Annotated in this window: 17 protein-coding genes, 1 tRNA gene and 3 pseudogenes; 10 read left to right on the top strand and 11 right to left on the bottom strand. The window is 61.6% G+C overall.

Annotation, left to right across the window (positions count from 1 at the left end):
• From tnpC to ACM62R_RS09260, 4 genes and pseudogenes are all read left to right on the top strand, one after another.
• A pseudogene (gene tnpC, locus ACM62R_RS09245) lies at nt 1–1,543 on the top strand (IS66 family transposase); the annotation flags it as partial.
• Nucleotides 1,540–1,767 carry a hypothetical protein gene (locus ACM62R_RS09250; RefSeq protein WP_415183770.1) on the top strand — a complete coding sequence of 76 codons (228 nt, stop codon included), beginning with the start codon at nt 1,540–1,542 and terminating at the stop codon, nt 1,765–1,767. The pseudogene tnpC and the gene ACM62R_RS09250, both read left to right, overlap by 4 nt.
• Nucleotides 1,768–1,798: 31 nt before the next feature.
• Nucleotides 1,799–2,389, top strand: a pseudogene (locus ACM62R_RS09255) (integrase core domain-containing protein); the annotation flags it as partial.
• Between the two features lie 327 nt (nt 2,390–2,716).
• Nucleotides 2,717–3,412 carry an IS110 family transposase gene (locus ACM62R_RS09260; RefSeq protein WP_415183798.1) on the top strand — a complete coding sequence of 232 codons (696 nt, stop codon included), beginning with the start codon at nt 2,717–2,719 and terminating at the stop codon, nt 3,410–3,412.
• 232 nt (nt 3,413–3,644) lie between these two features.
• On the opposite strand, the pseudogene ACM62R_RS09265 reads toward ACM62R_RS09260, so the two are convergent.
• The 6 genes and pseudogenes from ACM62R_RS09265 to dapF all read right to left on the bottom strand — a co-directional run.
• Nucleotides 3,645–3,743 (bottom strand): annotated as a pseudogene (locus tag ACM62R_RS09265) (transposase); the annotation flags it as partial.
• Between the two features lie 120 nt (nt 3,744–3,863).
• A complete protein-coding gene (locus ACM62R_RS09270) occupies nt 3,864–4,844 on the bottom strand; it encodes a phosphotransferase enzyme family protein (protein ID WP_415183771.1) in 981 nt (326 codons plus the stop codon).
• Entirely contained in the window at nt 4,841–6,106 is a 1,266-nt protein-coding gene (locus tag ACM62R_RS09275) for an aspartate aminotransferase family protein (RefSeq protein ID WP_415183772.1), read from the bottom strand. Before ACM62R_RS09275 ends, ACM62R_RS09270 begins: the two co-directional genes overlap by 4 nt.
• The gene (gene arfB, locus ACM62R_RS09280; RefSeq protein WP_415183773.1) at nt 6,096–6,518 is read right to left on the bottom strand and encodes an alternative ribosome rescue aminoacyl-tRNA hydrolase ArfB; all 423 of its coding nucleotides are present in this window, start codon (nt 6,516–6,518) and stop codon (nt 6,096–6,098) included. The genes ACM62R_RS09275 and arfB overlap by 11 nt, the downstream gene beginning before the upstream one ends.
• 86 nt (nt 6,519–6,604) lie before the next feature.
• Entirely contained in the window at nt 6,605–7,858 is a 1,254-nt protein-coding gene (mtaB, locus tag ACM62R_RS09285) for a tRNA (N(6)-L-threonylcarbamoyladenosine(37)-C(2))-methylthiotransferase MtaB (protein WP_415183774.1), read from the bottom strand.
• Nucleotides 7,855–8,691 (bottom strand): diaminopimelate epimerase, encoded by an 837-nt coding sequence (dapF, locus tag ACM62R_RS09290; protein WP_415183775.1) that lies wholly within the window; start codon nt 8,689–8,691, stop codon nt 7,855–7,857. The genes mtaB and dapF overlap by 4 nt, the downstream gene beginning before the upstream one ends.
• A 104-nt stretch (nt 8,692–8,795) precedes the next feature.
• Between dapF and ACM62R_RS09295 the strand changes: the two genes are divergently transcribed.
• Nucleotides 8,796–8,871: transfer RNA gene (locus ACM62R_RS09295), tRNA-Lys, on the top strand.
• Nucleotides 8,872–8,983: 112 nt separating this feature from the next.
• On the opposite strand, the gene ACM62R_RS09300 is transcribed toward ACM62R_RS09295, so the two are convergent.
• Entirely contained in the window at nt 8,984–9,205 is a 222-nt protein-coding gene (locus ACM62R_RS09300) for a hypothetical protein (RefSeq protein WP_415183776.1), read from the bottom strand.
• Between the two features lie 90 nt (nt 9,206–9,295).
• Here ACM62R_RS09300 and ACM62R_RS09305 point away from each other — a divergent pair, with 90 nt between their 5' ends.
• On the top strand, nt 9,296–10,690 hold the full coding sequence (locus ACM62R_RS09305) for a helix-turn-helix domain-containing protein (protein WP_415183777.1): 1,395 nt from the start codon (nt 9,296–9,298) through the stop codon (nt 10,688–10,690).
• 44 nt (nt 10,691–10,734) lie between these two features.
• Here the strand turns inward: ACM62R_RS09305 and ACM62R_RS09310 are convergent, their stop codons facing one another.
• From ACM62R_RS09310 to betI, 4 genes are all read right to left on the bottom strand, one after another.
• Complete coding sequence (locus ACM62R_RS09310; RefSeq protein ID WP_415183778.1) at nt 10,735–10,974, bottom strand: YdcH family protein; 240 nt, start codon at nt 10,972–10,974, stop codon at nt 10,735–10,737.
• Nucleotides 10,975–11,131: 157 nt separating this feature from the next.
• Nucleotides 11,132–12,790 (bottom strand): choline dehydrogenase, encoded by a 1,659-nt coding sequence (betA, locus tag ACM62R_RS09315; protein ID WP_415183799.1) that lies wholly within the window; start codon nt 12,788–12,790, stop codon nt 11,132–11,134.
• Between the two features lie 76 nt (nt 12,791–12,866).
• Nucleotides 12,867–14,318 carry a betaine-aldehyde dehydrogenase gene (betB, locus tag ACM62R_RS09320; RefSeq protein WP_415183779.1) on the bottom strand — a complete coding sequence of 484 codons (1,452 nt, stop codon included), beginning with the start codon at nt 14,316–14,318 and terminating at the stop codon, nt 12,867–12,869.
• Between the two features lie 151 nt (nt 14,319–14,469).
• Nucleotides 14,470–15,072 carry a choline-responsive transcriptional repressor BetI gene (gene betI / locus ACM62R_RS09325; protein WP_415183780.1) on the bottom strand — a complete coding sequence of 201 codons (603 nt, stop codon included), beginning with the start codon at nt 15,070–15,072 and terminating at the stop codon, nt 14,470–14,472.
• Between the two features lie 153 nt (nt 15,073–15,225).
• On the opposite strand from betI, the gene choX reads away from it, so the two are divergent.
• From choX to ACM62R_RS09345, 4 genes are all read left to right on the top strand, one after another.
• The gene (gene choX / locus ACM62R_RS09330; RefSeq protein ID WP_415183781.1) at nt 15,226–16,152 is read left to right on the top strand and encodes a choline ABC transporter substrate-binding protein; all 927 of its coding nucleotides are present in this window, start codon (nt 15,226–15,228) and stop codon (nt 16,150–16,152) included.
• A gap of 89 nt (nt 16,153–16,241) precedes the next feature.
• Nucleotides 16,242–17,078 carry a choline ABC transporter permease subunit gene (gene choW / locus ACM62R_RS09335; RefSeq protein ID WP_415183782.1) on the top strand — a complete coding sequence of 279 codons (837 nt, stop codon included), beginning with the start codon at nt 16,242–16,244 and terminating at the stop codon, nt 17,076–17,078.
• Complete coding sequence (choV, locus tag ACM62R_RS09340; protein WP_415183783.1) at nt 17,075–18,094, top strand: choline ABC transporter ATP-binding protein; 1,020 nt, start codon at nt 17,075–17,077, stop codon at nt 18,092–18,094. Before choW ends, choV begins: the two co-directional genes overlap by 4 nt.
• A gap of 174 nt (nt 18,095–18,268) precedes the next feature.
• Nucleotides 18,269–19,282, top strand: coding sequence for a hypothetical protein (locus tag ACM62R_RS09345; protein WP_415183784.1), 1,014 nt, complete (start codon nt 18,269–18,271; stop codon nt 19,280–19,282).
• Nucleotides 19,283–19,324 lie beyond the last annotated feature (42 nt).

Raw genomic sequence — 19,324 nt, forward strand, 5'->3', positions numbered from 1 at the left:
GCGATGATCCAGGAGCTCGAGATCGCCAGGCTGCGCCGTGACAAATACGGTATCTCGTCAGAACGACGCGCCCGGCTGATCGATCAGTTGGAATTGCAGCTTGAAGAACTGGAAGCGGCGGCCACCGAAGATGCCCTGGCCGCAGAACAAGCGACCGACAAAGCCACCACCACGGTGCGTGCCTTCACGCGCCGTCCACCTGTGCGCAAGCCGTTCCCCGAGCACCCGTTGCCCGGCAGTCGCTGCTTGCAGCGACGAGAGGGGCCGCGCGAGCAGGTTGTTGTCGAGGCACCTGCCGCCTGCACCTGCCGTGGCTCGGATAGGATCGTGAAGATGGGCGAGGATGGCGAGGCATTGTGCGCCATTGGTTCCAGAACAATGGCGAGCGAGACGCTGGAGGTGATCCCGCGGCAGTGGAAGGTGATCTGTTACCCGGCAGGGTTTTGCGTAGCAAAAGCCCGAAAGGGCAGATCGTGCGCGAGAAGTTCCCGGGGCTCCGCCCGTTCCCGCCTCAAACCGTCCCCCGGACGCTTTGCCGCTGTCGCGTTGCAGCCAATCCATGCCTTGATCGAGACCCATGTGCGCGCCGGTCACCGCCTGCATGGCCCCTCTCGGCAGATTTGCCTTGCAAATCGCCTGCCGGGCAGCGGATGACACGACCGTGCCACTTCTGGCGCGGGGTGGCGCGAAGAAAGCCCGGTTCTGGACCTATGTGCGTGGCGAACGGAATGGGGGAGCGCCACCGGCCGCGATCTTCCGCTTCTCCCGTGATCGCGCGGCCACCAATCCCAATCAGCACCTGGCCGGATGGCAAGGCGTGCTGCAAGCCCCCTCTCATGGTTTGCAAGCAAACCACTGCCGGGCAATGGACGCCTATGGCGGATACAACGATCTCTATCGCGCCGACCGAGATGCGGGGCCGGTGACCAGGGCGCTGTGCTGGGCACATGCGCGCCGGAAGTTCTTCGAGTTGGCGGATATTGCCAGGAAGGTGCGAAAGGGCAAACCCGCCCATCAGATCTCGCCGGTCGCTCTGGAAGCGGTGAAACGGATCGACGCCATCTTCGACACCGAACGTGACATCCATGGGCTGGATGCCGCTGCCCGCCTTGCCGCCCGCCAGGTCCTGTCCCGTCCCTTGGTGAATAATCTTCATGACTGGCTGCAGAAAGAGCGCGCGAAACTGTCCAGGCACAACAAGGTGGCCAAGGCGATCAACTACATGTTCGAGAAAGATGGCCGTTGGAAAGCCTTCACGGCATTCCTTGATGACGGGCGCATCTGCCTGACGAACAATGCGGCCGAACGCGCCCTGCGCGGGATAGCCTTGGGCAGAAAGTCGTGGCTCTTCGCGGGTTCCGAGCGCGGCGGTGAGCGGGCCGCCGCCATGTATACCCTCATCGTCACGGCCAAAATGAACGACATCGACCCACAGGCCTGGCTTGCCGATGTCCTCGCCCGGCTGCCCGACATGCCCGTCTCGCGCATCCATGAACTTCTACCATGGAACTGGAAAACCCGCCCCCTCGCTGAGGCGGCATGACCATGCAGTTGAACAAGGTGTATGCCGTCAAGACCCTCGACCGCGTTGCAGCCGAACTGGGCGAAACTGTCGATCGGATCTTCGATCTCGCCATCGATATGGAAACCGAAGATGGCGTGATCTGGGGCTACGGCCCCCGCGACGACAGCGTCATCGCCTTCACTCCGTTCGGTATCGATAACCTGCAAGAGATCATCGGAATGGAGCGCCGACAAACGCGCTGACCTCGCCGTGGCCTACGCCGGATGCTTACGCCTGCGGGATGAGTGCCTGAACGAGGAGCCATTCGACACCTTCGCTGACGCCCGCCAAATGCTGGCGCTGTGGCGCGACGATTACAACAACGTCAGGCCGCACTCCTCGCTCGGCAACAAGACCCCGGCAGAAGCGCGCCGGGCGCTTGAGCTATTTGAGGGCACCGTGCTGGACTGGTTCACCCGGCGGGTGCTGTCCTGGCGGATATCAATTGCGCTAGAGGCCGACTTCTGCATCGAAGCTGTCGCAGGAGCGCTGGCCAGACACGGCAAGCCGGGGATCTTCAATACCGATCAGGGCAGCCAGGTCACATCGACCGATTTCATCAAGGTGCTGGCTGCGCAGAAGATAAGGATCAGCATGGACGGCAAGGGAGCCTGGCGCGACAATATCTTTGTCGATCGCCGCTGGCAGACCATCAAATACGAAGAGGTCTACCTGCGGGCCTCTGCCAGCTTCTCCGAGGCCCGCGACTTGATCGCGCGCTATCTGGGCTTCTACAATAACCGACGTCCGCATTCATCGCTTAACGGCAAAGCTCCGGATCAGGCCTACTTCAACCCGCTGACGCTGGTATCGGCGGCAATATAACCAAGGTGGAAATCCACTTACGAAACGCCCCGAACCTGTTCAAACAGACCGAACTATCTCTGTGGTCTGAGCAATCTATCGACGCATCCATACCGCCATACTTGGCCCGCCACTTAATGGGATGGATGTCTCTTCGCCATCAGTAACGCTGCGGGTGTGACGCAGCAGAATGGAGAGAGATATGACCGTTGCATTCGTTGGAATTGACCTGGCCAAGAGCGTGTTTCAGTCACGCAGAGCCGATACTGATGGGCTGGCCGTAATTGAAGTGCCGCATACGCCGAGAAGGACTGCTGGCCAAAATTACGGAGCTGGAGCCTTTTTGTCATTGGTGTCGAAGCCTGCACAGGGGCCTTCTACTGGCAGAGGCAGTTCGAATGGCTTGACCATACGGTTAAGGTAATCGCGCCGCAATATGTCAAACCCTTCGTCAAGCATCAGAAGAATGACCAGAACGATGCAGAGGCCATCTGCACTGCCCTGATGCTGCCGAACATGAAGTTCGTGCCTGCCAAGTCCGAGGAGCAGCAAGACATTCAGGCCCTGCATCGGGTGCGCCGCCGCCTTGTCAATCACAGGGCTGCACTGGTGCGCCAGATGCGCGGTCTGTTGCTGGAACGCGGCATACCGATTGCGCTGTCGATAGGTCGCGCGCGGCGCGCCATCCCTGGAATTCTTGAGGACCAGACCAATGGGCTGACCGCAATGAGCCGGGAGATTATTGGCGAGCTGTTTGACTTTTTGGCGCAGGTCGACGCTCGGATTACGGCCTTTGATCGCCGGATCGACGCGGTCTTCAAGTCCAATCAGGATTGCCGCCGGATTATGCGCATCAGTGGAGTCGGCCCCATGACGGCGACAGCTGTTGTTGCGGCCGTGGGCGACGGTCGGGAGGGCAAGAACGCCCGGATCATCTGGGCGATGCTGAACAGAAACGAGGGGTTCCGCGCTCACGCTTGGGGGCGAGGCAAGAATTGCAAGACGACCATCGAGGCGTACCGACCGGCAAACTCCGGTGTGTAAGAAACCTGGCCTTTATAATGGCCTACTGAGGCCGACCATTTGTTGAGGCTTACCACGCGGAATTCCCATTTCGGCGCACCATCAACCGGTGACGCCGGATAGATGCTAGCAAGCTGATACCTGACGACGGAACAGATCGGCGGAAACCTTGCAATGCGAGAGACATCCTTAGATGTAAAACGACGCATTCCCTCTTGGCGTTTGCAGGCACTTACCTGCCGGGCAATGGCTTCATGCCATGTTCACGGCAAAGCTCGGCCACCGGCCCACCACCTTCGGCCTGGCGCAGGATCGCAAGGATCTGAGCGTCGCTATATCTTGTCATCTTCATTCAGAATTTCCTCAGTCATCGTGCCAAAAAATCCTGCTTCCGCAGTCTCTTAACTTCGCGCGGCCACGGGCTTGGCTCATCAGGGCGAAACCCATTGTGGGGACCGAATGATAGTTTGGATCATTCCCAAGGGGCGGTCCCGGCCAAGACGTGTTGTGCCATTCTTAACGCGCGTTCGGCATAAAAGCGCAGGCGTGGATCATCCGGCGCGGCGCGGCTGATGATCCATCCTGTCGAGGCGAATGTCCGCAGCATCACAAACAGCGCCAGATGCCCCTGTGCCTCATCGTCAAAGGCGCGCTGGCTGCGATAGCCGGCTACCAGCCCCTCGGCAATTTGCGGCAAATGCGGCTCTTCCAGGCTTTGAACCAAGGCGGTCGCCAAATCATATAGCCGGAAACCCCGGCCAGAATCGTCAAAGTCGATCAGGCTTAACCCGGCAGGGCCGCGCAGGATGTTTTCGCGCAGCATGTCGGCATGGATCACCCCATAGTCGGCGCTGTTGCGCAAGGCCGTCAGCCGGGCGCGCGCGAGGTCACTGGCGGCTTTCAAGGTCGCACGTTCTGCATCGCGCAGGGTGGGGTTTTCCCAGTAGCGGCCCCAGTGCGGGTTGGGGCCCAAAAAACCCTCGGCATCCCAGTCGACGCGCTGATAGCCCTCAGCGTCACCCGCTGCATCTGTGGCGTTGTGCAGCCTTGCAGCCAGCGCCCCCACGTCAAACATCAATGCCCGCTGATCTGCGGCGCTGCCGTGCAGGGGCTGTTCGGCGGCACCAATCTGATCACCAGCCAACCATTCGACACAAGACACAACCCGGTCGTCGGCATCGCCGGTCAACTGCCCGTTGACCGCCACAACCGGGCGCGGCACCGGCAGGCCCTGATCGGCCAGCAAGCCCGCCCAGACCAGTTCAGAGTGGATCGCGTCGCGGCTTTGATAGCCCGGGCGGTGCAGACGCAGCGCCACCCGCTGGCCGGTTTTCAGCACTACATCAAAAACGATGTTCTCGCGGTTTTTGACCAGTCGGGGCGGCATCGCGGCATCACCCCAATGGGCCAGCGCGCTTTGGGCCATGGCATGGGCGTGGGCATCGGTGATCATGCGGGGATCTCCGTCAAGACTTCGGCAAGGGTCTGGGCGACCTCATCGGCATGGGCGCGCGAAAACGGCATCGGCGGGCGGATTTTCAGGATGTGCTGCGCGCGCCCGCCTCTGCCCAACAAGATGCCACGGTCGCGCATCGCCTCGACCACGCGGGCGGTGATATCGGGGGCGGGTTGACCGTCCCGCGCGAACTCCACCGCGAAAAACAGACCAAAACCCCGGCAGTCATGGATTGCGGGGTGGTCAAGGCCACGCAGTAGACCCAGCAGATAGGCCCCCACGTCGCGCGCGTTTTCCACCAGACCTTCGCGCTCGATCACATCCAGAACCGCGCTGGCGGCGGCACAAGACACGGGATTGCCGCCAAAGGTGTTGAAATAACCAAAGGCATCACGAAAGGCGGCCATGATATCGGGGCGGGTGATCACAGCGGCAACCGGATGGCCGTTGCCCATCGGCTTGCCCATCGTCACCACATCGGGCGCAAACCCCAGAAACTCATGCCCCCACCAATGGCTGCCAACACGGCCAAACCCGGGCTGCACCTCGTCACATAGCAACAAGCCACCGGCACGGCGCACCACCTCGGCGGTGGCGTCCAGGAAACCCGGCGCGATACCCGGCGTGCCCTCATTGGCAAAAATCGGGCACAGCATCAGCCCGGCAAAGCCATGCCCTGCGGCCTGCAACTCCTCAATCGCGCGGGCCACGTTGGCCGCGAACTGCTGCGGTTGCGCCTGAAGCGAGCCCCCCAGCGGTGCAAGGCTGTCCGGCGCGGGAACCCGGCGGATATGGGGCGGATACCCCCCAATCGGCGGGCGCCGGGTGGAAAGGTGGCTGACCGCCGTGGTATTGCCGTGATAGGTGTTATCGGTGGCGATCAGCCCGGTATGGCCGGTCGCTGCCTGTGCCATGCGCAACGCGATGTCATTCGCCTCAGAGCCGGTGCAGACCATGATGATCTGCGCCAGATCATGCGAAAATTTCGCCGTGATCCGTTCGGCGTAATCCAGAATTCCCTCGTGCAGATAGCGCGTATGGGTGTTCAGCGTTGCCGCTTGCCGCGCAATCGCCTCAACCACATGCGGGTGGCAGTGGCCCACATGCGGCACGTTATTGTAGCAATCCAGATAGCGGCGCCCTTCGGCATCCCACAGCCAGACCCCCTCGCCGCGCACAATATGCACGGGCCTGTCGTAGAATGTCGGCACATTCGGCCCCAGTAACCGCGCCCGCCGCGCCATCAGATCAGTCGTCATCGTCCACCTTCCCTCGCAATGCCTTGACCTCGCCGCGCACCGCCTTGGCCGCAAGCCGCCGCCTCTTGCTTCCCAGCGTCGGCTTTGTGGGCACCCGGCGTTTGGGCGCTACCAAAGCGGCGCTGATCAACTGCGCCAGCCGTTCGCGGGCCAGTTCGCGGTTGCGCAACTGGCTGCGTGTTTCCTCTGCCCGGATCACAATTGCACCGTCTACTGTCCAGCGCCGCCCCGCAAGGCGTTTCAGCCGTGCCTTGACCGCGGGCGAAAGATGCGGCGAGCGATCCGCCTCAAAGCGCAGTTCAACCGCCGTTTCCACCTTGTTGACGTTCTGCCCGCCCGGCCCTTGGCTGCGGGTAAAATTTTCCGACAATTCCCAGTCGGCAATCGAGATGGTGTCATTGATCCGCAGCATGGCGACAAGCTAGCCGTTGACGCGGAAAACGAAACCCCTATGGGGGCGATGTGGCGTAAATATCCGTCGCTGACCAAAATTGGCGATCATGCCAATAGCCGGGTGCCATTCTGCCCGATGATCGGCAGCGTCAGGATCGTGCCTTCGGGCATGTCGCGGTCAAAGGCCACTTCGGTGAAATGCTCGGTCCGGCCAAGGCGCGGCCCTTCAGTCAGGATAACGCGGCGCTGGCCAACCTCGGCCGCCAGATGCTGCGCCAGCCGCGCATCCCCCGCCGCCCGCAACCGCGCCGCCCGGTCCTTGACCACAGGGCCTTGCAACTGCGGCATCCGCGCGGCAGGCGTGCCCTTGCGTGCGCTAAACGGAAAGACATGCAGGAACGTCAGGCCACATTCATCGACCAACCTGACCGAGTTTTCAAACATCGCCTCGGTCTCGGTCGGGAAACCGGCGATGATATCGGCGCCAAACAGGATTCCGGGGCGCAGCGCCCGCGCCTCTTCGCAAAAACGAATCGCATCTTCGCGTGAATGGCGCCGCTTCATCCGTTTGAGGATCATGTTGTCCCCGGCCTGAAGCGACAGGTGCAGATGCGGCATCAGGCGCGGCTCGGTCGCAATCGCCTGCATCAGGCTCTCGTCCACCTCGATACTGTCGATCGACGAGATGCGCAGCCGCGGCAGATCCGGCACCAGCCGCAAGATCCGCATCACCAGATCGCCCAAGCGGGGCTGGGCCGGCAGATCAGCCCCCCAGGATGTCAGGTCAACCCCGGTCAGCACCACCTCGTTAAAGCCCTTGCCGACCAGCCGCTTGATCTGTTCAACAACAACACCGGCAGGCACAGAGCGTGAATTGCCACGCCCGTAAGGGATAATGCAAAAAGTGCAACGGTGGTCGCAGCCGTTTTGCACCTGCACATAGGCGCGGTGGCGGCCAAACCCGTCAATCAGATGACCCGCCGTTTCGCGCACGGACATGATGTCATCGACCTGGATCTTTTCAGTTTTACCGATCATGTCGGGGGCTTTCAGCCCCTGCCAGGTTGCCGCCTGCATTTTCTCGTGGTTGCCGATCACGCGGGCCACCTCGGGCATCACGGCAAAGGTTTCAGGCTCGGTCTGGGCGGCACAACCGGTCACGATGATCTGGGCGCCGGGGTTTTCGCGCGACAGACGGCGGATCTCTTGCTTGGCCTTGCGCACGGCCTCGGCGGTTACGGCGCAGGTATTCACCACCACGGCGTTTTCGATACCGGCGGCGGCCGACAGCTCTTTCATCGCCTCGGTTTCATAGGCGTTCAGGCGACAACCCAGCGTGGCAAAAACCGGCGCCTTCATAGCGCGGCCATGAACGAAGCGGTTAGCGTGCCGCTGAACACATGCGCGGTGGGGCCTGTCATCCAGACCCCGTCATCGCGCCAATCAATGGTCAACGTGCCGCCATCCACGTCGACCGTCACACACCGCCCGGTCAGGCCGCGCAGATGCGCCGCAACAACCGTGGCGCAGGTTCCAGACCCGCACGCGAGCGTAATACCCGTGCCGCGTTCCCAAACCCGCATCCGCAGATGATTCGGCCCGATCACCGAAGCAAATTCAACGTTGGTCGCCTGCGGAAACGCGGGGTGGTGTTCGATCTCTGCCCCGCGCCCGGCGACATCGACCACCTCGGCATCTGGCACAAAGAACACGCAGTGTGGATTGCCCATACCCACGGCCACCGGATCGCCCGCAATCGGCAGATGCAGCAACTCCATCGGGCCGGAAAGCGGCACCGCTGCCCAATCCAGTAGCGGCGCGCCCATATTCACGCGGGTCAACCCACCCCCGGCATCCTCGGCCAGCAGTAGCCCCCGTTCGGTCTGTAGCCTGACGCTGGCGCTTGCCGAACCGTCCATCAGATAGCGCGCCACACACCGGGTAGCATTGCCGCAGGCCGAACTGACGGATCCGTCCGAATTATAAAAGGTCAGCCGCGCGTCAGCCCCCGCCGCCGTCTCGATCAACGCCAGTTGGTCAAACCCCACGCCCCGGTGCCGGTCCCCCAATGCCTGCACCAATGCCGGCGTCAGCAAGACACCATCCGACCGGGCATCAATTACAACGAAGTCATTGCCAAGCCCGTGCATTTTCATGAAGGGCAGACCCAAGGGTGCGCGCGTGTTTTCCATCCGCCGCGCTATACGCCCCCCGCAAAGATTTTGCCAGTAGGTGCTTTTTCTGCTGTTTAGCACTTGACCCGCCGCGGCTGGGTTTATAGAGAACCGCCCAGTGTGGGCCGGTAGCTCAGTTGGTAGAGCAACTGACTTTTAATCAGTAGGTCCCGGGTTCGGATCCCGGCCGGCTCACCAATAAATCCTTATTTTCGTGTGGCGCTTGAGTCACCATCTGTGACAGGGCTCCCTCCATTGGCGCGATTGATACCCTGAACACAGGGTTCGTGTGGCGAGACCTGACCAAAACCTACGCCGTGATTCCGGTAAACCTGGCTATCTGCCCATCGGTGCCTCGGGCGAAATTGCCATTGGCAGCGCCCATGCGGCGCACATCGCAAGGCTGAAGGTCTGGCACCGTGGCGGTAGGTCGTTCCATCTGCCTTGACAGGATGACATTGCGGCCATGATCGGATGCGGCGCTGCCGTTCGTGGCAATACCGGCTTCATCAACAGCATCCGCCTTTGCCATTCGCTGAACAATGGCACTTCTAGCCGCGCTTGGGGTTTGACGAACGCAGTTTGCAAAGGCTAGAACAACTTTAGCAAACCGGGGGCAACGATGGCCACACAAAAGCTCTATGCAGGCGTGAAACTGCGCGAAACCCGTAGTCGCTTTGGTCTGACCCAGAAGGTTTTTGCCGACCGCTTGGGGGTTTCGCTGCCCTATCTCAACCAGATGGAAAACAACCATCGGCCCGTCTCAGCCTCAGTAGTGCTGGCTTTGGCAAGCGAATTCGGGTTGGATGTGACCGAGCTTTCTGTAGGTGACGCGGAACGCCTGGTGTCAGACATGCGCGAGGCGCTGGCGGACCCGATCTTTGCCGATAGCACCCCACCGTTGGCCGATCTGCGCCTGACCGCCTCGAACGCCCCAGCCTTGGCCCGTGCTTTTCTGGAACTGCACAGCGCCTACCGCCAGACTCATGAACGGCTGGCCAGCCTAGACGAGGCGCTTGGGCGTGAAGGCTCGGTCATGGCCATTTCACCCTGGGAAGAGGTTCGCGATTTCTTTCACTATTGCGACAATTACATCGACGCGGTGGACCGCGCCGCCGAACGCTTTTCCAGCCCTGATGGCAAACGTCTTGACCCCATCAAACGGGCAACCGACGCGTTGGCAAAGCAGGGGATCACTGTGCAGCTTTCGAACATTGATCACTTACGTCAGTTGCATGACAAACAACTGTTGGTTTCGGCGCGGGCGGGCACAGCAACGCAGGCATTTCAGCTATTGCATCAGGTTGCGCTGATTACTCAAAATGATCTTCTGGAAGCCACGCTAGACCTTGCCCGGTTTCAATCTGAAACCGCGCGCGCCATCGCCAAGATCGGCTTGGCCAACTACTTTGCGGGCGCAGCGCTAATGCCCTACCGCATCTTTCTGGAAGCCGCGATCACGACCCGCCACGATCTGGAGCGGCTTTCAGACCTGTTCGGCGCCTCGATCGAGCAGGTAGCCCATCGCCTGTCTACCATGCAGCGGCCTGGCGCCAAGGGCATTCCGTTCTACTTTGTCCGCGTCGATCAGGCTGGCACGATCACCAAGCGCCATTCGGCGGCGCGGTTGCAATTTGCGCGTTTCGGCGGCGCCTGTCCGCTGTGGAATGTGCATCAGGCGTTTGAGACGCCCGGTCGTTTCCTGCGGCAACTGGCAGAGACGCCCGACGGGGTGCGCTACCTGTGCCTTGCGCGCGATGTGTCGAAATCAGGTGGGTCCTTTACCGCGCCGGTGCGGCGCTACGCCATTGGGCTGGGATGCGAAATCAGCCACGCACGCGGCCTGGTCTATGCCGATGATATGGAGCTTTCAAATCCGCGGGCCTATGCGCCAATCGGCGTCTCCTGCCGGATCTGCGAACGCAAGGATTGCCATCAGCGATCAGTCCCCCCGTTAGAGCGGCGACTGACGATCAACCCCGACAGCCGTGGCCTTTTACCCTATGACATCGCCTGAAATAGCCCCGGGTCACCCCGGGGCCGCACCCCTGGCCGGACGGCTCAGGCGTCTGCCAGCATCCGGGCAATTTCGTCTTTCAGGGCGGCACGTTTTTTGCGCATTTCAACCTCGGTAAGTTGCTCGACCGGCTCAACCGTGGTTTCCGCGCGGTGAACGGCACGGTTCACCTCATGATATTCATCGAAAATTCGTTCAAAATGCGCATTCTGCACCTTCAACGCCTGAATTTTCTCGGCATCGCCCGGAAAATCTTCGTAAATATCATGGGGGGTATTCGACATGTTCGTATTCCTTTTTGTTAACCTATCACCCAGATTACGCGTAAAGGTCGCTACTAGCTTTGACCCTGGTCAATTTCGGATAATTTTTCGCAGGTTCAGCCCCAGAGAAGCTGGAAATCTGAACCTACGCCCGACGCTATAAGGGTCATATTCAATCTCAGCGCTGCTGCGTCCGGCTATGGGGGTGCAGCCAGGGCGTAGCATTCAGCGGGGCCAACATACCCTTGCCCAGGATATGATCGGCCGCCTTTTCGCCAACCATTATCGAAGGGGCATTAAGGTTGCCGTTGGTAATCCGTGGAAAAACCGAGCTATCCGCCACCCGAAGCCCCTCAACGCCAATTACCCGGCATTCAGGGTCGACCACCGCCATCGCATCATCAGCACGCCCCATCCTGGCCGTGCCGCAGGGATGGTAGGCGCTTTCGGCGTGTTCGCGGATAAAGGCGTCAATGCCACCGTCCGTTTCCACCCCCGTCCCCGGCTGAATTTCATGCTTGACGAACGCGGCCATCACTGGCTGCGCAAACACCTCGCGCGTCAGGCGGACGCATTTGCGGAACTCGTCCCAGTCGTCCGGGTGGCTCATATAGTTGAAGCGGATCACCGGCGCCGCCTTCGGATCGGCTGACCGCAGACTGACCGTGCCGCGCGATTTTGACCGCATCGGCCCGACATGCGCCTGAAAACCATGCCCCACCGCCGCCGCCTTACCGTCATAGCGCACGGCAATCGGCAGAAAATGATACTGGATATCGGGGTATTCCACCCCCGCGGCACTACGGATGAAGGCGCAGGCCTCAAACTGATTACTGGCCCCCAACCCCTTGCCGGTCAGCAGCCATTGCGCCCCGATCAGCGCCTTGCCCCAAAGGTTCCAATATTTGAACAACGTCACTGGCTGGCTGGCGGCAAACTGCATGTAGATTTCCAGATGGTCTTGCAAATTGGCCCCCACACCGGGCCGATCCGCCACCACCGGCAGCCCATGCTGCGCCAGATGCGCGGCGGGCCCAATTCCTGACAGCATCAACAGTTTCGGTGTGTTCAACGAGCTGGCGGCCAGAATAACCTCTGCCCCGGCCAGGATCACCTCGACCTTGCCGCCACGCTCGACCTCGACCCCGGTCGCGCGCCCGGCCTCAATTACCACGCGGCGCGCGAACGCCCGGATGATCTGCAATCGCCCGCTTTTCAACGCCGGACGCAGATAGGCATTGGCAGCAGACCAGCGGCGCCCCTTCCAGATTGTCGCCTCCATCGGGCCAAAGCCCTCTTGCTGCGCGCCGTTGTAATCGGACGTCACCGGATAGCCGGCCTGCTGCCCTGCCTCGATAAAGGCGCCAAACAGCGGGTTGGTGCGCGGGCCACGGGTCACATGCAATGGCCCGGAATGGCCGCGCCAATCAGCGCAGCCACCATCATGGCCGCCATGCCAGCTTTCCATCCGCTTGAAATAGGGCAGCACATCGGCATAGCCCCAGCCCGCGGCCCCCGCCTCTGCCCAATGGTCATAATCCTTCGCATGGCCGCGCACAAAGACCATTCCGTTGATACTGGATGACCCGCCAATAACCTTGCCACGCGGTGTCGCCAGAACCCGCCCGCCCAGATGCGGCTCGGGCTCGGACTTGAACCCCCAATCGTATAGCCCCATGCTCATCGGATAGGAAAGTGCAGCAGGCATCTGGATAAACGGCCCCGCATCACTGCCACCATGTTCGATAATGACAACCCGCTTGCCCGCCTCGACCAGCCGATAGGCCAAGGCAGACCCGCCTGATCCGGCCCCCACGATTACATAATCCGCCATCATCCCGTCCATTCCGCCTTCCCTTCGCGCTTTTTTTTGGCGCAAATACTCTGCCCGGCTGCCTGCCCTGGAACACCCCTCAGTAGGGCGCGTCCACCGGCCCCATGCCCACATAAACCGATTTGACCTGCGAATAATGCTCCACCGCCGCGCGGCTGTTTTCGCGCCCCACGCCCGAGCCTTTCACCCCCCCGAAAGGCACCTCGACCGGGGTCAGGTTATAGGCGTTGATCCAGCAGGTGCCCGCCTCCAGCGCGGCAATCACCCGGTGGGCGCGCGCCATATCGGCGGTAAAGACCCCCGCGGCCAACCCGAACTGCGTGGCGTTGGCGCGGCTCACCGCCTCATCCTCGGTCTCGAAATCCAGAACCGCCATCACCGGGCCGAACACTTCTTCACGCGCCAGCACCATGGCGTCGGTTACATCCGCAAATACCGTCGGCTCTACGAAATATCCCCCTGCGTTACCGATACCGCCGCCGCAGATCAGCCGCGCACCTTCGGCTTTGGCCCCGGCTATGTAGCCCAGCACCTTTTCTTGCTGCGCCGCGCTGACCAGGGGGCCAAACTGCGTCGCCTCATCCATCGGATCGCCCGCAATGATACCCGCCGTCCGTTCCGCCAGCCGCGCCAAAAACCGCTCTTTCAAGCCCTTTTGCACAAATACCCGCGTGCCGTTTGAACAAACCTGCCCCGACGAATAGAAATTCGCCAGCATGGCCGCCCCTACCGCATCCTCCAGGCTGGCGTCATCAAAGATGATCAGCGGCGACTTGCCGCCCAACTCCATCGTGACGTGTTTCATTCCCTGGGCGGCGGCGGCATAGACCTTGGCCCCGGTCCCGACCGATCCGGTCAGCGACACTTTCGCCACCCGCGCATCGGCAACCAACGCGCTGCCCACTGCACCGCGCCCCTGCACCACGTTGAACAACCCCGCAGGAAGCCCCGCCTGACTGAAAATCTCGGCCAGTCGTAGCGCCCCAAGGGGCGTGACCTCGGACGGTTTGAATATCATGGCGTTGCCCATCGCCAGCGCGGGCGCCGCCTTCCAGCAGGCGATCTGGCTGGGGTAGTTCCACGCACCGATGCCAACACAAACCCCCAGCGGTTCGCGCAGCGTATAGGCAAAATCGCGCCCCAGCGGCATCGTTTCACCTGTCACCGTGGGTGCAAGCCCGGCGAAATATTCCAGCGCATCCGCCCCTGAGGGCCAATCGGCCACCAGCGTTTCCTGCACCGGCTTGCCGGTATCCAGCGTCTCCAGATGGGCCAGCTCGGCACCGCGGTCTCGAATGATATCGGCGGCGCGGCGCAAAATCCGCCCCCGCTCGACCGGGCGCAGCGCCGCCCAGGCCTTCTGCGCCCGCTTGGCCGAGGCCAGCGCCGCCTCGATCACCTTTGGCGTCGCCTCATACAGCGTCGCAATCACCGCGCCGTTGCCCGGATAGATCACCTCGATCGGCGCGCCGGCCGTATCTTCCAGATAGGCACCATCGACAAAATGGCTGGCTTTGGGTTGGGCAATCATCGTGGTCTCCGTTCAGATGTATTGATTGACGCCTCAATCAACGGCGCCACAGATCAGCAAAATACCCCGCCATGGACAGCGGCGGGGCGGGTTCAGTCGCCCGATGGAAAGCGTTTGCTTTTCCTAAGGCATTCAGGGCTAAGGCACGGGTTCATTGATCACCCCCCTGCCGCAGTTCGCGCGCCAGGAAATCCAGCACCAGCGCCGTCGCACTGGCGCGATCAGGAATTGCGGCGCTCAGACCCGAAGGGGCAAGGGCCGCGCGCAGATAGACACCGTCGATCAGCGCGCCCAGACGTTCGGCCACGGCCTCGGCGCGCGCCCCCACCAAGGGGCGCAGATCGTGCAGCAGGTTGGACCTCAGCCGCTGACGATAGATCTGCAACAGACGCCGCGCCTTGGGTTCGGCCTGCGCCAGAACGTAAAAGTTCAGCCAGGCCGCCACCACTTCGCGGCGAAACGACGTCGGCCCGAAACTGGCGCGCACCAGCGCCTCGATCCGGCCTTTTGGCCCTGCGGCCGCCGCCAGCGCACCACGCACCTCGGCGCCGAAAACCGTCAGCACATGGCGCATCGCCGCCACAAAGATCGCCTCTTTCGAGCCGAAGTAATGATGCGCCAGCGCCGAAGACATGCCCGCGCGCGCCGCAATCTGCGCCACCGTCACCTCAAGTGACCCGGTACGGCCAATTTCAAGGATTGTAGCCTTGACGATTGCCGCCCGGCGGATAGGCTCTGCCGCGATCCGTGCCATGTTTTCCTCTGAAAACTGTTGCAATCTGGTTGTAGTAGTGAATTAATTGACTCGTCAATCAAGAACCGACCCAGGGCAGGCATTCGGCCCGGCCCTCTGAACCGGAAAAATACGCGGGCGCATAGCCTGCAACCGACGCACAGGGAGTGTCACATGAAACTGAAGACCGCGTTTTCCGCGCTTGCCATTTCAGCCTTTGCAACGACTGCATTTGGCGAAGGCTGCGACAAGATCGTCCTTTCAGATGTCGGCTGGACCGATATCACCAGCACCACGGCTGTCACGGCAACCGTGCTTCGCGCGCTTGGCTACGAAACCGATATCAAGCTGTTGGCGGTTCCGGTGACCTATTCGGCGCTTTCAACCGGCGATGTAGACGTTTTTCTGGGCAACTGGATGCCAACGATGGAGGCCGACATTGCCCCCTACCGTGACAATGGCACGGTCGAGACGGTGCGCGTCAACCTTGTCGGCGCGAAATATACCCTCGCCACCAATGAGGCAGGTGCCGCGCTGGGGATCAAGGATTTTGCCGATATCGCCGCGCACAAAGACGCGTTGGACGGCAAGATCTACGGCATCGAGCCGGGCAATGACGGCAACCGCCAGATCCTTGACATGATCACCGGCAACGCCTTTGGGCTGGACGGGTTCGATATTGTGGAAAGCTCTGAACAGGGGATGCTGGCGCAGGTCGAACGCGCCGTCAAAGGCGGCGATCCGATCGTCTTTCTGGGCTGGGAACCGCATCCGATGAACGCCAATTTCAAGATGACCTACCTTGCCGGTGGCGATGATTTCTTTGGCCCCAATTTCGGCGGTGCCGAAGTTGCCACCAATGTGCGCAAAGGCTATGTGGCCGAATGCCCCAATACCGGCAAACTCCTTGAAAATCTCGAATTTTCGCTGCCCATGGAAAACGAAATCATGGGCGCGATCCTGAACGACGGGGTTGAACCCAACGCCGCCGCCAAAGCCTGGCTTGCCGCGCACCCCGAGGTGCTGGGCCCTTGGCTTGAAGGTGTGACGACCAAAGATGGTGGCGATGCGGTGGCAGCCGTGACTGCCGCGCTGAAGTAACAGGCACCCGCGGTCGGGGGCATGCCCCCGATCCAACGGGATGGCCCCGCAAGGCCCCCCCGAAGATCCAAATTCGGAAAAGGAACCGCATGGACTGGCTAACTGCCACCAAAATCCCCGTCGGGCGAAGCGCGAAGCTTGCCTTCGACTGGCTCAAAACCCACGCGGGCGGCTTTTTCGACGCGCTTTCGGCGGCGATGCAAGGGTTGATCGATGCAATCTTATGGGTTCTGCAATCACCGCATCCACTGGTGATCGTGGCGGTATTCGTAGGGCTGACCTGGGTGTTGCAACGCAGTTGGAAGACCGTCGTGCTGGTACTGGCGGGGATGCTGTTCATCCTGAACCAGGGGTATTGGAAAGCCACGACCGAAAGCCTGACACTGGTGCTTTCAGCGGGGGTTGTGTGCATGGCGGTCGGCATGCCGCTGGGAATAGCGGCGGCGCACCGGCCCCGGCTGTTTGCTGCCATGCGGCCGGTTCTGGATCTGATGCAGACGCTGCCCACCTTTGTCTATCTGATCCCGGCCATCGTGTTTTTCGGCATCGGTATGGTGCCGGGCCTGATTGCAACGGTAATCTTTGTGCTGCCCGCGCCGATCCGGCTGACGCATCTGGGCATTGCCAGCACTCCGCAACCACTGCTTGAGGCTGCAACCGCCTTTGGCGCCACCCCCCGCCAAGTTCTGTGGAAGGTCGAGCTGCCCCACGCCCTGCCGCAGATCATGGCCGGCCTGAACCAGACCATCATGCTGTCGCTGTCGATGGTGGTCATCGCGGCGCTGGTCGGGGCGAACGGTTTGGGGGTGCCGGTCGTGCGGGCGCTGAATTCGGTCAACGCAGCGCTTGGGTTTGAAAGCGGGTCGATCATTGTGGTGGTGGCGATCATCCTTGACCGAATGCTAAGAATGGAGCGCCGGAAATGAGCGCCGCCGTAGAGTTTGACCGGGTCTCCATCGTCTTTGGCGATCGCCCCGAAGCCGCCCTGCCGTTGATGGATAAGGGCCTGTCGCGCGAGGAAGTGGACGCCGAAACCCACCAGATTCTAGGCGTGCATGATTGTTCGCTGACCGTGGCCGAGGGCGAGATTCTGGTGTTGATGGGCCTTTCGGGGTCTGGAAAATCAACATTGCTGCGGGCGGTGAACGGGCTCAACCCGGTGTGCCGCGGCGAAGTCCGAATCCGTGACGGCGCCGAAATGACCACCGTTACCCACGCCAACCCGGCCACGCTGCGCCGATTGCGGCTGACCCAGGTCGCGATGGTGTTTCAGCAATTTGGTCTGCTGCCATGGCGGACAGTGCGCGAAAACGTCGGGCTTGGGTTGGAACTGGCAGGCATGGCCGCACCCAAACGGCGCGAAAAGGTCACGGCGCAGCTTGAACTGGTGGGGCTGTCGGACTGGGGTGATCGCAAGGTTGCCGAGCTGTCAGGCGGGATGCAGCAACGTGTGGGCTTGGCGCGCGCCTTTGCCACCGAAGCGCCCATCCTGCTGATGGACGAGCCGTTTTCCGCGCTGGATCCGCTGATCCGGGCACGCCTGCAAGACGAACTGTTGACGCTTCAGGCCAAGCTGCAGCGCACCATCATCTTTGTCAGCCATGATCTGGATGAGGCGTTCAAACTGGGTAACCGGATTGCGTTGATGGAAGGCGGGCGGATCGTGCAGATTGGTACCGCACGCGACATCATTGCCAGGCCGGCCAACGGTTATGTGGCTGATTTCGTGGCCCATATGAACCCGTTGGGTGTGCTGACCGCCGCCGATGTCGCCGTGGCATCCAGCGCCGTGCCAGACATAGAGGCGCCACAGATCGGGCCCAAAGTGCCGGTGCGCGAGGTGATGGCAATCTTGCGCGAACACCCCATGATCCGCCTACCCGACGGCCGCTGCGTAACCCGGCAAAGCGTTATCGGGCGCCTGATCGACCCACAAGGGTGACCACTAATGCAGGGAAATACGGCGAAAAACCTTCGGCAGGCCCGTCGCACGGCATTGCAATCCGCCTTCAGGGCCCATCTGCAAGGTGCGGTGGCGCGGTGACAGACGCGCGATTGACCCACGCGTTGCTTTCGCTATCCTGCGCGCAATGAAAAACAGCAGACAGGCCCGCGCATGACCGCGCTTTCCGAATACCAACGGCTTGAAAGCCCCGGCCTCTGGCGCGAGCAGCCAGAGGCGCAGCGCCGTGAGGTCATCGTATCATTCGGAGATGCCACCTTGGTCATATCAGATGACCGATCGGCCCGTGCATTGGCGCATTGGTCGCTACCCGCCGTAACTCGGCGCAACCCCGGCGAACGGCCCGCGCTTTACGCGCCCGGAACTGAGCCGGGCGAAGAATTGGAACTGACCGATGACACGATGATCAACGCCATCGAAAAGGTCCATACCATCATCGAGTCGCGCCGCCCGCATCCGGGGCGGCTACGCGGTGCGTTACTGGGCGGATCGGCGCTACTGGTCATTGCCTTGATGGTATTTTGGCTGCCCGGTGCGCTGATCACCCACGCGTCCTCGGTCGCCCCCAGTGCAAAGCGTATTGAGATTGGCCGCGCGGCACTGGCAGAACTGGCCACCGTTACCGGTAACGCCTGTGCCTCACCGGCAGGCAACAAGGCGTTGGAAAAGCTGGCCGGGCGGCTGCATCTGGAGGCCATCTTTGTCTTGCCCGAGGCGCTGAAAGGCGCGCGCCAGCTACCCGGCCGCATTGCGGTTCTTGGCCGCAATCTAATTGAAAACAACGACTCGGCCGATGTTGCCGTAGGTCATATTCTGGCCGCCGAACCCAGCACCCCTGCCGAGGATCCGTTACTCAAAGTGCTGCGTTGGGCAGGTCTGCGGGCCAGTTTCCGGCTATTGACCACCGGGAATCTGCCGCAAGACAGCCTGCGTGGCTACGGTGTGGATCTGCTGTCAGTGCGCCCATCGCGCCCCGCCGAAGACGTGCTTTTGGCCCGGTTCGAGCAGGCCGGTGTCAGTGCCACGCCCTATGCTTACGCTGTTGATCCCTCAGGCGAAACCGTCCTCGGCCTGATCGAGGCCGACCCGTTCAAGGGGGCGCCCTCTCCGCATCCCCCGCTGGATGATGCGGATTGGGTTGCCCTGCAAGCTATCTGCGACGGTTAGGCGCGCAAGCAAAGCCAAGAGCGCGCATCAGGCGAAACGATG

The organism is Phaeovulum sp., assembly GCF_047638075.1.
Lineage (GTDB): Bacteria > Pseudomonadota > Alphaproteobacteria > Rhodobacterales > Rhodobacteraceae > UBA6197.

What these genes read in the sequence shown, in the direction of transcription:
- ACM62R_RS09250 (WP_415183770.1), top strand. Translation starts at nt 1,540, where the DNA reads ATGACCATGCAGTTGAACAAGGTGTATGCCGTCAAGACCCTCGACCGC.
- ACM62R_RS09270 (WP_415183771.1), bottom strand. Translation starts at nt 4,844, where the DNA reads ATGATCACCGATGCCCACGCCCATGCCATGGCCCAAAGCGCGCTGGCC.
- ACM62R_RS09275 (WP_415183772.1), bottom strand. Translation starts at nt 6,106, where the DNA reads ATGACGACTGATCTGATGGCGCGGCGGGCGCGGTTACTGGGGCCGAAT.
- arfB (WP_415183773.1), bottom strand. Translation starts at nt 6,518, where the DNA reads ATGCTGCGGATCAATGACACCATCTCGATTGCCGACTGGGAATTGTCG.
- mtaB (WP_415183774.1), bottom strand. Translation starts at nt 7,858, where the DNA reads ATGAAGGCGCCGGTTTTTGCCACGCTGGGTTGTCGCCTGAACGCCTAT.
- dapF (WP_415183775.1), bottom strand. Translation starts at nt 8,691, where the DNA reads ATGGAAAACACGCGCGCACCCTTGGGTCTGCCCTTCATGAAAATGCAC.
- ACM62R_RS09300 (WP_415183776.1), bottom strand. Translation starts at nt 9,205, where the DNA reads ATGGCAAAGGCGGATGCTGTTGATGAAGCCGGTATTGCCACGAACGGC.
- ACM62R_RS09305 (WP_415183777.1), top strand. Translation starts at nt 9,296, where the DNA reads ATGGCCACACAAAAGCTCTATGCAGGCGTGAAACTGCGCGAAACCCGT.
- ACM62R_RS09310 (WP_415183778.1), bottom strand. Translation starts at nt 10,974, where the DNA reads ATGTCGAATACCCCCCATGATATTTACGAAGATTTTCCGGGCGATGCC.
- betA (WP_415183799.1), bottom strand. Translation starts at nt 12,790, where the DNA reads ATGATGGCGGATTATGTAATCGTGGGGGCCGGATCAGGCGGGTCTGCC.
- betB (WP_415183779.1), bottom strand. Translation starts at nt 14,318, where the DNA reads ATGATTGCCCAACCCAAAGCCAGCCATTTTGTCGATGGTGCCTATCTG.
- betI (WP_415183780.1), bottom strand. Translation starts at nt 15,072, where the DNA reads ATGGCACGGATCGCGGCAGAGCCTATCCGCCGGGCGGCAATCGTCAAG.
- choX (WP_415183781.1), top strand. Translation starts at nt 15,226, where the DNA reads ATGAAACTGAAGACCGCGTTTTCCGCGCTTGCCATTTCAGCCTTTGCA.
- choW (WP_415183782.1), top strand. Translation starts at nt 16,242, where the DNA reads ATGGACTGGCTAACTGCCACCAAAATCCCCGTCGGGCGAAGCGCGAAG.
- choV (WP_415183783.1), top strand. Translation starts at nt 17,075, where the DNA reads ATGAGCGCCGCCGTAGAGTTTGACCGGGTCTCCATCGTCTTTGGCGAT.
- ACM62R_RS09345 (WP_415183784.1), top strand. Translation starts at nt 18,269, where the DNA reads ATGACCGCGCTTTCCGAATACCAACGGCTTGAAAGCCCCGGCCTCTGG.